9 protein-coding genes and 1 tRNA gene are annotated in these 12,798 nt (G+C 57.9%); 6 read left to right on the top strand and 4 right to left on the bottom strand.

Annotated features, from left to right (window positions below):
• Window positions 1-288 precede the first annotated feature (288 nt).
• Entirely contained in the window at window positions 289-537 is a 249-nt protein-coding gene (locus tag P3T40_RS34580) for a hypothetical protein (RefSeq protein ID WP_429272205.1), read from the bottom strand.
• A gap of 842 nt (window positions 538-1,379) precedes the next feature.
• Between P3T40_RS34580 and P3T40_RS34575 the strand changes: the two genes are divergently transcribed.
• The 6 genes from P3T40_RS34575 (at window position 1,380) to P3T40_RS34550 (ending at window position 8,156) form a co-directional block, all read left to right on the top strand.
• A complete protein-coding gene (locus tag P3T40_RS34575; protein ID WP_429272204.1) occupies window positions 1,380-2,282 on the top strand; it encodes a hypothetical protein in 903 nt (300 codons plus the stop codon).
• Between the two features lie 2 nt (window positions 2,283-2,284).
• Complete coding sequence (locus tag P3T40_RS34570; protein ID WP_429272203.1) at window positions 2,285-3,148, top strand: hypothetical protein; 864 nt, start codon at window positions 2,285-2,287, stop codon at window positions 3,146-3,148.
• A gap of 1,463 nt (window positions 3,149-4,611) precedes the next feature.
• A complete protein-coding gene (locus tag P3T40_RS34565) occupies window positions 4,612-5,610 on the top strand; it encodes a hypothetical protein (RefSeq protein ID WP_429272202.1) in 999 nt (332 codons plus the stop codon).
• Window positions 5,611-5,617: 7 nt separating this feature from the next.
• Window positions 5,618-5,905, top strand: a complete 288-nt coding sequence (locus P3T40_RS34560; protein WP_429272201.1) for a hypothetical protein — start codon at window positions 5,618-5,620, stop codon at window positions 5,903-5,905.
• Between the two features lie 899 nt (window positions 5,906-6,804).
• Window positions 6,805-7,014 carry an excisionase gene (locus P3T40_RS34555; RefSeq protein ID WP_429272200.1) on the top strand — a complete coding sequence of 70 codons (210 nt, stop codon included), beginning with the start codon at window positions 6,805-6,807 and terminating at the stop codon, window positions 7,012-7,014.
• Entirely contained in the window at window positions 6,990-8,156 is a 1,167-nt protein-coding gene (locus P3T40_RS34550; protein ID WP_429272199.1) for a tyrosine-type recombinase/integrase, read from the top strand. Before P3T40_RS34555 ends, P3T40_RS34550 begins: the two co-directional genes overlap by 25 nt.
• Window positions 8,157-8,191: 35 nt before the next feature.
• Here P3T40_RS34550 and P3T40_RS34545 read toward each other — a convergent pair.
• The 3 genes from P3T40_RS34545 to dnaG all read right to left on the bottom strand — a co-directional run bounded on the left by P3T40_RS34545 (window position 8,192) and on the right by dnaG (window position 12,780).
• A tRNA-Ile gene (locus P3T40_RS34545) sits at window positions 8,192-8,279 on the bottom strand.
• A 163-nt stretch (window positions 8,280-8,442) separates the two neighbouring features.
• Window positions 8,443-10,836: an RNA polymerase sigma factor RpoD gene (gene rpoD / locus P3T40_RS34540; protein ID WP_429272198.1), complete on the bottom strand. Its 2,394-nt coding sequence runs from the start codon at window positions 10,834-10,836 to the stop codon at window positions 8,443-8,445.
• Between the two features lie 78 nt (window positions 10,837-10,914).
• Window positions 10,915-12,780, bottom strand: coding sequence for a DNA primase (dnaG, locus tag P3T40_RS34535; protein WP_429272197.1), 1,866 nt, complete (start codon window positions 12,778-12,780; stop codon window positions 10,915-10,917).
• Window positions 12,781-12,798 lie beyond the last annotated feature (18 nt).

Below are 12,798 nucleotides of genomic sequence, written 5' to 3'. Positions count from 1 at the left end.
GCCACGAAACGGAACCAGTCGCGTCGCTGATCTCGCATTCCGCAGTTCAGCAGCAAACCGTCGGCGAAACGGCGGCTTCTTCAGCGTAGCCTTAATATCGTCATCGGCCGCGGCGTTCGTACTGCTCTGGGCTGACGCACTCCAAGACTCAGTTGAGTACCGAGGCTCTAGGTGTGGCTTCCTCACGCGAAAAGAGTTAAGGCGTTTAATGATGAGACTGATCCGAGAGTTCTCAATCGATGTCAATCGCGGGCGCCAGCCAATGCTCTGGCTGGCGCCTGTAGCGGTTTACTTCTTCGTGCGCGGGCTACGGCTCCATGGCTCATGCCAGCCAAGTTCTTCCATCTTGCGACGAATCGTGCTCGGGTCGACGAGAACTCCGTCATGCAGGTGAATGTCCCTCGCGAGGGATGGATAGGAATGCTTCAGGCTCTTTGGATCCTTCGACCTCTGATCATACGCACGGCGCAGGCGGGCGAGGATGGCGGGATCATCAAGGACGCTCCCGCGTCCTTGGGGTTTGGCTGAGAAAGACATGCGCGGTTCTCCAGCGGATTGGGGACTCTCTCGCGCGTTAGCACAAGAGCAACTCGATGGCCGGCGGCGCCGAAGCGCTTCAAGATTTCGAGTTGACGCACGCACTCCTGCCAGAGAGCGCGATCCGGTCTGAGACAGACCATTTCAGGGAGAAGAACATTGCAGGCGCGAAAACGCGACACGACGTCGAGCAGGCTCGGCGCCGCATTACCACGTTTTGACGGCATTGCGATGTTGCCGCCGAGAATGGCGGCACACGGGCCGGACACCGAAAGTGCGGCCCATTGACTTTCATGAACCGGGCGACTTCTAGCAACGAGGTCGCCGGTAGCTTGACTTGAACTGCACATGCCGATCGAACGGCTGAAGCAATTCTACTTGAGTTGGGTCCGGGCGGGGAGCCCGCCACTGGAGAAGTTAAGGCGTGAGGAAAATCCCATACGTTACGGCCTTGCACAGGGTCATTTGAAGTACGACGCGAACGTGTTCTCAAGTTCGACTGCAAGCTTTACCGCTGGCGCTTCCTGACCGGCGGGGCGGTTGGGCGAGGTTGCTACATGTTTCGATTGGTGCAGGTGCTCGCCACTCGGGCGGTCCCTATACATTCTTGAAAGACTGGCACTGCAAGCCAGTGTTCTCTGTTGCCAAATCATCACGTCCGAGGTGAGCGACGCGCCCCAGCCGTCGTAGGATCGAATAATTAAGGCGTTTATCTAGACAGACTCTTCCCCACCAAGTAAATCTGAGCGCAATCCGTTCGTAACACATACGGATTGAGAAAACAGGATGGCTGGGCTCAGTCAATGCCTGCCCTCGTAAATGTCGAAAGCGATGAAGAGAACATGGCAAACAACTATCAAAGGATTGCCCAGAAACTCGTGAGAAAAATTGCCTTGTATGGTGTGACTAAGCGCGAGATGGGAGACGCTCATCGCAGCATCGTGCGATCGATGCAGACAGCGATTGACTATCAGAATTGCGTTGCGAATTTTCTGGCGTTCCGCGCGGCAGGCTCGGCTCCCGCGGAGGGCCCGTATTTGCGCGCGGAGATGGACGACTTTTTGTTCCTGAACAGTATGGTCTGGCAACAGAAGACACTGGATCAACATCGCCAGGCACTCGATAAAGTATTCTCCGTGGTACTCCCGAGGTACAGGGCAGGAATCGCGACCCGGTTGCGCGGTCGGGCCTACACGGAGGACGAAGTTCAGCGGATTCTTGCCGAGCTAAGCGAGCGCCACGCCCGCTCTGTGCGCCTGCTCTATGCAACGGGAATGCGCGCCTTCGAGCCACTTCGCCTGAACGATCACGACTGCCTCCCCGTGTCGCCAGAGCGCCCTTGGCGTAGTGACCTGTTCGTCGGTCTGACAGACTTCGTGATCTGCAGTTGCAGTGGCAAGGGGGGGCTGATCCGACCCATCGCAGTTCCCACCGCGCTATACCATGAGATTTGCGAACATAGGTTTGCCCGACCAACCATCGTGTGGGACCGCAGGAAGCCGTTTGCCCCTATCTTTGATCTAACAGCTGGCCAAGCCCTCTCCACGGCGTTCACGCGGGCCTCAGTCAAGGCACTCGGCTTCTCCCTTGGTATCCACGGCCTGCGACATTCCTTCGTTCAGCGCAGACTAGCGCAACTCGAAGAACTCGGCCTCTCGTATCGCGATGCGCTTGAAATCTGCGCCCAACAAGTGGGGCATTTTCGAACAGATATCACGTTGCAGTATACCATTTTACGGAAGTGACGATGAGCTATGGAACCCTACCTACCGGCCTGCGGGCGCGGCGCCAACGCAGCGGGACAATCTATTTCTACTTTTCTTCTGGTCCCGGTATTAAGGAAATTCCGCTCGGAAGCAATAAGACCAGTGCGATCGCGCAGTATCAGATACTGCAACACCGGCGACTTATGGACACGCGACCACACGGGATCACGATGCTGGATCTGCTCACCCAATATCAGTTATGCGAGCCACCGCCGGCGGAACGCCACGCAAGACTACGACGAGACAAGGAACTTACCCAGCTCCACACATATTTCTCGGAGTGCGGCAATCCAACGGTTCGCGAAAGCCCGGACATACATAACTATCTGTCATGGCTAGCCAGCCGTGCGAACCACCGAAATCTCGACTCGGTCCGGCTGTTCCGTAGGATCTGGAACTTTATGCAGCGACATGACTATCTCGATAGCCCATGTCCGTGGGCATCGCCCCCAAGTCATAAGGAACGGATCGCGCTCGAAATCGCAGACATTCTTTATCTGTACGCTCCACCTAGGCTGAAGCAGCTTCTAGAGCAAATTCTCGATCCGAAGTCGACGTCTAGTGTTCAGCGAAGCGACCCAGCGTTGGCAAGAATCGCTTCGTCGGGTGAGGAGATCGAGAATGATCTTTCCGCTACGCTTGAACACGCCCGGCGAGACGCTAGTGAGGCACTCACGAACAGTCACCGCGATGATCTCATCGGCCCGCTCGTGACCCTGACCATCGACGAGCTTCTTGAACTACGATCCTCCCCCACACGAGCCAATCATCTTCCACCGGGAAAGATCGACCTGAGCATTGGTCGCAAAACGGTCATTGCCCGTCTTCGCGCGCGGACTTCTTAGCCTCACCACAACGACGGTTTGACTGCGTCTGGGACAGCGGTGACCAGACATCCGGCAGCGTCGTTGCCAACGCAGTAGTCGACGTGCATGGTAGACAAAAGTGGCACTTACATCCGGTTTGCCATAGCTCGATGAGTATTTCTCGCGTCGCAATGCTACCAAGTCGGACTTTTAGACGACATCGGAAGCACATTGCCGTCCAGTGGCACTCTCCATGTTGCGCTAAGTCGACCGGGTTAGTGCCCATCCGTCCCAGCCACAATAGCCGTCAAATCTCCAGGTGCGTGACCACTCTCTCAAACGAAACACTCTGCTCTCTTCCCGAATTGCTCTGTTCCGAGGGACGTGTAGACCGGCACTCGCCATCCACCATCCCAGATTATCGTCGGCTGACCGCGCTCGGCGAATGACAAAACTCAACAGCACTGCCGGTGGCATCCCCATATCAATGGAGCTTCGAGGTACACAGGTTGCCGAGTCATCGACATTCCAGGTAGCCAAGTATCGAAGCGAGAGCCCTGTTATACACATCCGCCTTGCCTTGAAAGTTACGGCTGTGTCACACAACCATCAATGCGGATATCCATTTAAATTCAATGGCATACGGACGACATTTTGCTTCATGGAAGCCGTTAAACGCCTTAGAAACCTGGCACGGCTCGAAGCAAGAACGAACGATTCCTCATATGCCAGTCCGATTCGCAACGAGCGCACATGCGCGTCGATGGCCTTTGAGTCTGGACAAGCGAGCTGCTTCACGCCTTAACTTCGCATCACTCACTATTGATTCTATTCGAACCCTAACTTACGATGGATCCGTCTCACTCGCCCTCGCGGCATTAACCGGTCTAGTGGCCGGGAATACGAAACCGGCGACAGGTATGCCGCTCATGAATGGGCCTCGGTGCTGTTCTGCGCAACATCAGAATCGAGCACATGGCTTTTGAAAAGTAGTCTGTAGCTAAGGGCCCAGCAAGACTGATCCACATCAGCAGTAGCAAGGAGGCACGCAACGCAGCGCCCCCAACCCGCACTTCTGTGCAGGTTGCAAAAGCAATGCGGTCGTGTCTATCGGAGTCGAAACCGGCGGCGGGGGTTTGAAATGGAATTTCTGCTGCCGTACAACGCTTCAATCAGAGACAGATAGCGATCGCAACGAGCGTTTGCATGCCCGTTAGAGCGGGCAAATTGTGAGCTAAGTCGCGCCTTGCGAGGACGCGCTGACGTAAACCGTCATCCAACTTTCATTGCTGTGTAGTACCGGCCCCCGGGGCGAGGAGGGGGCACGCCCCTTGTCGCTCAAACGAATCGGGCCTATTCGCCAATTTTCTCAAGAGGTGCCAAGGGAATAGCCATATCCCCGCTGCAGTCTGCACGAGCAGACAACAGTTGCATCCGTGATCCCGGGTGAGAAGCTACGAACGGATTGAATCCTATCCCAGATGATTTAAGGAGCTATTGCCATGGAAGACGTGATTGAAGTTCTAGCTTGCGACGTCGGGTATTTTTCAGTGAAAGCGGCCTACCGGTCACGCGGCGCCGTAGAGAGTTTCTCCTTCCCTTCAGTTACGAACCGCTCGACCCGCGAATCCCTCCGGTCCGCGACTGAGTTCCTTGGAAAGAATGAGTCAAGGATTGATGTCTGTGTAGGCTCAACCACCTATATTGTGGATACCGGTAAGTCGTCCCTACCGAGTTCGGCAGCAATGCGGGTGGAAGTCGACAATTTCCCGCAGACTGAGCAGTACATCGCGCTTGTCCTTGCATCGATTGCAAAAACTCGTACATCGCGGATACGCTGCCTGGTTTTGGGGTTGCCGATCCACACAATGACCAGGCATGCCGCTTACCTGAAGTCGCGATTCGAGGCCATTCACCGCCTCAGCGACCATGCCTGTGTGGTGGAGAAAGTTGTGGTCCTCCCACAACCGCTCGGCAGTTTCGCGGCTCTCAGGTCACAAGACACCATTTCGATCGATCGCACGATGAGCACATGCATCGTGGATGTGGGCTGGCACACGACCGATGCAATAGTCATCGGCCCAGACGGAACCCCGGACCTTGATCGGAGTGTGGGCCTGCCGGCAGGCGCGGCTCGGGTTGTGCGCGAGGTCGCCCACATGGTCAGTGAGAACACCGGGGTTCGTATTGAGAACCTGGACCGCGTCGATTACGCGCTGCGCACCCGCAACCCACTATTGTTGGGCGGCTCCTCCATTGACCTCGCACCGTACATCCGCCTGGCAAGCAAAGATACGATTCAGATCGCCAATGCCGTGCTGACCGGGCTGAAAACCGCCGAGGACCTGAATGTGTTCGCGACCGGCGGCGGCGCAACTTTGTACGTCGACGCATTGTCGGCCTCAATGGGATTTCCAGTAAAGCTGGTGGAACGCGCACAGATGGCGAATGCGCTCGGGTTCCTCATTGCCGCGGAAGGTGCGGCCAAGGCACGCAAATAGGGAAAATATGGCCACGATCCTGGAAATCCAGCTAACCCTTAACAATGTGGTATATCCAGCTTCCTTCAAGGCTCTCGGTCGGATTGGCTCGCCAAGACACAGAGCCGACCACATCAAGAGCATTCTTGAAAGTCACTTTCGAGCGCTGGAAGAGGCGCAGTCCAGACCGGGTGGCGACCACCTGCAACAATCAACACATTTAGCAACCTCGCGCAACCGCCCTGTCGGTTACGAAGCGCCAGCAGCAGAGCCTGCAGTCGAACTTGAGAACACGTTCGCCTCATACTTCAAGTGATTCTGCGCACGGCCGTAGCCTATGGAACTTCCTCACGCCTTAACTTCTGAGCCCGGGGGACTTGCGCCCGAACCCAACTCTTGTAAAATCAGGGCTGGCCGTTCGATCGGCAGCAGTTCAAGTCAAAATTGCCGGCGACCTCGCTGCCAGAGGTTGCCCGGTTCATGAATGGTATTGAGCCACACTTTCGGTGTCAGGCTCGTGTGTCGCCATCTTCAGCGGCAGTATCACAATCCCCGCAAATACGTGGTAGTGCGGCGCCGAGCCTGCTCGACGTCGTGTCGCGTTTTCGCGCCTGTAATGTTCTTCTCCCTGAAATGGTCTGTCTCAGTCCGGATCGCGCTCTCTGGCAGGAGTGCGTGCGTCAACTCGAAATCTTGAAGCGCTTCGGCGCCGCCCGCCATCGAGTTGCTCTTGTGCTAACGCGCGAGAGAGTCCCCAATCCGCTGGAGAACTGCGCATGTCTTTCTCAGCCACACCCCAAGGACGCGGGAGCGTCCTTGATGATCCGGCCATCCTCGCCCGCCTGCGCCATGCGTATGATCAGAGGTCGAAGGATCCAAAAAGCCTGAAGCATTCCTATCCATCCCTCGCGCGGGACATTCTCCGCCATCACGGGGTTCGTGTAGTTGCGAGCACGATTCGACGCCAGATGGAAAGACTCGGCTTGGACGAGCCATGGCGTCGTAGCCCGCGCAAGAAGAAGTAGATGCGTCAGGGCGCCAGCTGAAAAATCGGCTGGCATCCCACCAATACCTATGGAAGCGACGATGCGCACAACCTGTGCAGTTTGCTCTGTGTCGACCGTCGGTCCGGTTTCGTTATGGTCGCTACATCGCTGGGGACCTGATTTCTTCCCAGCATCGAATCGACTTGCTAAACACGATTAGGAATACAAAATGGATGAACTGTATGCACACGTGTCACCTGCGCCATACGTCACCGTCGATCTTGCCTCGGCGATAACCGGGCTGACCCAGAAGGCGATCCGCCGGAAGATCGAGGACGGCAAATGGATTGAGGGGCGAGAGTTCCGGCGATCGCCAGATGGACGCATCTTCATTTCAATCAAGGGGTATCAGGAATGGGTGGAAAGAACGGTGGGGTAGAGGTTCGTGCGCGCTCCATACGCCTGAATTTTACGGTTGATGGCGTGCGTCAGCGTCCGACACTCACAGTAAACGGCAAGCCGATGCCCCCGACACCGGCCAATCTGAAGTATGCACATCGGCTCGTTATCGAGATAGGTGAGCGAATCCGTACCGGTACGTTCACCATGACCGAATACTTCCCTACCAGCGGAAATTCGACGGCCCTGACCGTGAAGGAATGGTTAGAGACTTGGCTCGGCGCACAGCGCATCGAACGGTCAACCAGGGCCAGCTACCAAAGTGCATTGCGGTTCTGGGACACCGCAATATGCGACGAGAAGCAGCGCAGGATGGGCCAGATGCCGCTGCGCACGCTAAAACATAGCCATGTTCTCACCGCCATTGCAAACCGGCCCGATGTCAGCGGCAAGACGGTGAACAATTACGTGTCGGTGCTGCGCGACGGACTTGCGCTCGCGGTCAAGGATAAGCTACTCACGGCAAACCCCGTGGACGACGTGCCGCGCGCGAAGCATCAAAAGCCGCTGCCCGATCCTTTTTCGCGCGAGGAGTCGGAGTGCATTATTTCAGAGGCCGCGCGTGCTGACGAAGGCCAGATACACAACATGGTCGAGACCTGGTTTTGGACCGGTCTCCGCACATCAGAAATTCTCGGCCTCGAATGGGCGAATGTCGATTTTCCAAGCGGAACGGCCCTGATCGCCAGCGCGCTCGTTCACGGCGAACAGAAGGACAGAACCAAGACCTCTGTGGCGCGCGTGGTGCATCTTAACAGCCGCGCTCAGGCTGCACTGCAGCGCCAACGCGAATTCACACAGGTTGGAGGCGCGCGTGTTTTTCAGGATCCACGCTACAGCGCAGACTGGAAAAGCGAAGAAGCATTCCAGCGTGTGTACTGGAAACGAATGCTGAAACGGCTGGGGATCCGATATCGCCGGCCATACAACATGCGGCACAGCTACGCGACTGCAATGTTGATGGCCGGTATGACGCCCGCGTTCTGCGCGCGCCAGCTAGGGCACAGCGTCGAGGTCTTTCTGCAGACCTACGCCAAGTGGCTAGATGGTAACCAGAACGACATCGAGATGGCACGCCTCGAAGCGGCGCTATTGTCCCCGGCCCGTCCCCACAGGAAGTAGGAAACGCGCAAGCAATTGATTGATAGAGAGTTTTCTGGTGGGCCGGGTGGGAGTCGAACCCACGGTGTCCTTTCGGAGGCGGATTATGAGTCCGCTGCCTGCAACCAGCACGGCGTCCGGCCCTAAGATGACTTGAAACCAACAAAAAGACCCGGTCTAAAAGAGGCCGGGCCTATTCGTTGATTGGCCGACATACTACACGAAAAAGGGGCTTCCGTGACCGCTTCGCATCAGCAAAGCGACCAGGAAGCCCCCGTATCCGCAGCAGCAGCCGGATGCCCCTCGCTTAATTGCCTTCGAGGAACGACTTCAGCTTGTCAGAACGGCTCGGGTGACGCAGCTTGCGCAGCGCCTTAGCCTCGATCTGACGGATCCGTTCACGCGTCACGTCGAACTGCTTGCCGACTTCTTCGAGCGTGTGATCGGTGCTCATCTCGATACCGAAGCGCATACGCAGCACCTTCGCTTCACGCGGCGTCAGCGAGTCGAGCACGTCCTTCACGACATCGCGCATGCTGGCGTGCAATGCAGCGTCGGCAGGAGCCACCGTGTTGGTATCTTCGATGAAGTCGCCCAGATGCGAATCGTCGTCGTCACCGATCGGCGTTTCCATTGAGATCGGCTCTTTCGCGATCTTCATGATCTTGCGGATCTTGTCTTCCGGCATCTCCATCTTTTCAGCCAGCGTTGCCGGATCCGGCTCGAGACCGGTTTCCTGCAGAATCTGACGCGAGATGCGGTTCATCTTGTTGATCGTTTCGATCATGTGAACCGGAATCCGGATCGTGCGCGCCTGGTCCGCAATCGACCGCGTGATGGCCTGACGGATCCACCACGTGGCGTACGTCGAGAACTTGTAGCCGCGACGATATTCGAACTTGTCCACTGCCTTCATCAGGCCGATGTTGCCTTCCTGGATCAGATCCAGGAACTGCAGGCCACGGTTCGTGTACTTCTTCGCAATCGAGATCACGAGACGCAGATTGGCCTCGGTCATTTCACGCTTGGCCTGACGCGCCTTCAGTTCGCCCGCCGCCATCTGACGGTTGGTTTCCTTCAGGTCCTTCAGCGGCAGCACGACGCGCGCCTGCAGATCCAGCAGGCGTTGCTGCTGTTCGCGGATCGCCGGAATGTTACGCGTGAGAATGCCGCTGTACCCGTGACCTTCGGCCACGATCTTGTCGGCCCACTCGAGATCCGTTTCGCTGCCCGGGAAACGCGCGATGAACTCCGCACGCGGCATGCCGCACTTGTCGACCACCGTATGCAGAATCTGACGCTCGACCTGACGCACCTCGTCCACCTGAGCACGCAGCGTGTCGCACAGACGCTCGACAGTACGCGCGGTGAAGCGGATCGTCATCAGCTCGTTCTGGATCGTTTCCTGAGCCTTCAGATACGACTTCGACTTGTAGCCTTCCTTCTCGAAGGCACGACGCATCTTGTCGAACCATTCGCTGATCATGGCGAACTTCTCGAGCGAGGCACGCTTCAACGCTTCCATCTGCGCTGCGTTGGCGGTGGCTTGCGCGGCACCGTCGTCGTCTTCCTCTTCCTCTTCTTCGCCCTCTTCGACTTCGTCCTCTTCGCTCTCGATCGCTTCCGCTTCCTGCGCGGAGAAGCCGTCCGCATCTTCCGCGTTGGCGTCGATCAAACCGTCGACCAGTTCATCGATACGAATCTCTTCGTTCGCGACACGCTCAGCCATGGCCAGGATGTCGGCGATCGTCGTCGGGCATGCGGAGATGGCCATCACCATGTGCTTCAGGCCGTCTTCGATGCGCTTCGCAATTTCGATTTCGCCTTCGCGCGTCAGCAGCTCGACCGTACCCATTTCGCGCATGTACATGCGGACCGGGTCGGTGGTGCGGCCGAATTCGGAATCGACCGTGGACAGCGCTACTTCGGCTTCCTCTTCAACTTCGTCGTCCGACGAGGCCGCTGGCGCGTTGTCGTTCAGCAGCAGCGTTTCGGCATCGGGCGCCTGTTCGTAAACGGCCACGCCCATGTCGTTGAACGTGCTGATGATGCCTTCGATCGCCTCGGTCTCGGTGAAGTTGTCCGGGAGGTGGTCGTTGATTTCGGCGTAGGTCAGGAAGCCGCGTTCCTTGCCGAGCTTGATCAGCGCGCGCAGTTTCGAGCGGCGCTCTTCGAGCTCTTCGACGGTGCCTGGTTGGGAGGACGCAAACGCGTCTTTCAGCAGCGCTTTTTCCTTCGCGCGGCGGTCGCGTGCCTTGGCCTTGTCGCCTTTGCCCGGAGCTGCAGTAGTTTCCTCGCTCGGGGTTGCGTCGTCATCGACGGATACTTCGTTCAGCTTTTTCGTCATGGAGTTCGCCGTACCGGCTGTAGTCTCGACTCGCGGCTGCTGGACAACAGCCGGTAGAACCGTGGATACTGAAGACTCGCGCGCTACCGCATCGTCCTGGGCGGCAACCGCTTCCCTTGCGCTTCTGGTACTCGGCTGCTTCGTGACCGGCTTGGCGGCTTTCACCGTACTCACCGACGCCGCTTTCGCAGCGGAAGAAGTCGAGGATTTCTTCCGGGCAACAGGTGTCACGCTCACGGCAGATCCGGCAGACCCTCTTTCTGCGGAAGAAACGGACCTGGCCCCGGTGACCTTCGTGGTCGGCTCGTCAGAGCCTGTGCCTGCCGCTTTCTTTCCGCCTGTAGTCTTTGCCATTGCAATCGCCTTTCGCCTTTTGCCTGGAAAACAAACCGCTGAAAACCTTTTATTATAGCTTAGGTCCAGCCCACCCTCTTACAGCCCGAGCTGACGCTTCATGTCAGCCCGTTTCTGATTCAGATCCGTCAACTCCGCAAACTCCTCCGCGGTATGTCTGGATTGCCGCGAAAGTTGCTCGAGTCGCTCACAATAGGCGTCGTAACGCATCTTCAGGATCGCCGCCTTCAACTCCTCGCCGACAATCCGCTCCTGCTCGCGCCGTTCCTCAATAACGGCTGCATCCGTAGGGTCCTTCAGCAACAAATCCCGAACGTTTTCATCATAGTCCAGAATTTTGCGAAAGATTTCCTCGAAAGTCGGGGCATTGGCGCCATTTCGCAAGAGGTCGGACAGCAATTGAAACTCCGCGGCGTCGCCCAGCGCGCGGGCGTGCGTCGTCACTTCCTCGAACAGCTCGCCATGCCGTGTAATGGTTAGTAACGCTTGCTCGGCGTCTTCATCCAGCACCGCGACCGTCCGGGGATGCATCACCAGATTGCGCAGGGTCTTTTCCTCGATCCCGGTCACGCTGCGGCGGTCCTTGCGGGCCGGCGCCTGCCTTGCGGCCGCGGCGATCCGGGAATCCACCTCGCATAACGCGGCCACCTCGTCGAACGGCACGTCCAGCCGGTCGGCAAACATATGCATGATCTGCGCACGCAGCGCATTGGCCGGCAGCGCCTGCAGCAAGGGCTTGGCGTCGAACAGTGCGCGCGCCCGGCCTTCCGGCTGGTCCAGCTCCTTGCCGGCCAGCACTTCATTAAGCATGAACTGCGACAGCGGCATGGCCCGCTCGACCTGTTCGGCAAACGCTTCCGTGCCGAATTCCCGCACGTAGCTGTCCGGATCGTGCTCGGACGGCAGGAACAGGAAGCGAATCGTCCGGTTGTCCGCCGCATGCGGCAGACAGGCGTCGAGCGCCCGGCGCGCGGCCTTTCGGCCCGCGGAATCGCCGTCGAAGCTAAAAATTACCGTATCGGTCTGACGCAGTAATTTCTGCACATGAATCGGCGTACAAGCAGTTCCCAGCGTGGCCACCGCGTTCTGGAACCCCAACTGGGCCAGCGCGACCACGTCCATGTACCCTTCGACCACCAGCGCGTAATGCTGTTCACGAATCGCGAGGCGCGCCTCGAACAGCCCGTACAGCTCGCTGCCCTTGTTAAATAGAGGCGTTTCCGGCGAATTCAAATACTTAGGCTCGCCACCATCGAGCACCCGGCCGCCAAAGCCGATGACCTGACCTTTGACATTGCGGATCGGGAACATGATCCGCTCACGAAAGCGGTCGTACCGACGGTTCTGACCCTGAGCGTCGGCCTTCTCGCTGACGATCACGAGCCCCGAGTCCACGAGCGCCTCGTCCCGATAGTTGGGGAATGCGGCCTCAAGGTTCTGCCAGCCATCGGGCGCGTAACCGATGCCGAAATGGGCCGCAATCGGCCCCGTCAAGCCGCGCTTTTTCAGGTACTGGATCGCGTTGGGCGCGCCGCGCAATTGCTTGCGATAAAAATCGCATGCTGTTTGCATCACATCTGACAGCGCGGTGGTGACAGCTTTGGACGCGGCCGGCGCGTAGCCACCGCCCCCGCCCCCCTGACCCGGCGACGGCTCCTGCGGCACCGTCAAGCCGACCGACTGCGCCAGATCGTTGACCGCCTCGGGAAACGTCAGGCCGGCGTGCTCCATCAGGAAGCCGATGGCCGTGCCGTGCGCGCCGCAGCCAAAGCAATGATAGAACTGCTTAGTCGGACTAACCGTAAACGAAGGGCTCTTTTCGTTATGAAACGGACAGAGCCCCATAAAATTAGCGCCGCCCTTTTTCAGTTGCACGTACTTGCCGACCACGTCGACGATATCGACGCGGTTCAGCAGATCCTGCAGGAACGAATGCGGAATCACAGTGGGGGCACTACCTTG

It is taken from the genome of Paraburkholderia sp. EB58 (genome assembly GCF_050436665.1).
Classification (GTDB): domain Bacteria; phylum Pseudomonadota; class Gammaproteobacteria; order Burkholderiales; family Burkholderiaceae; genus Paraburkholderia.
The sequence above is the reverse complement of the archived record's forward strand: the minus strand, read 5'-3'. Positions and strand labels throughout refer to the sequence as shown.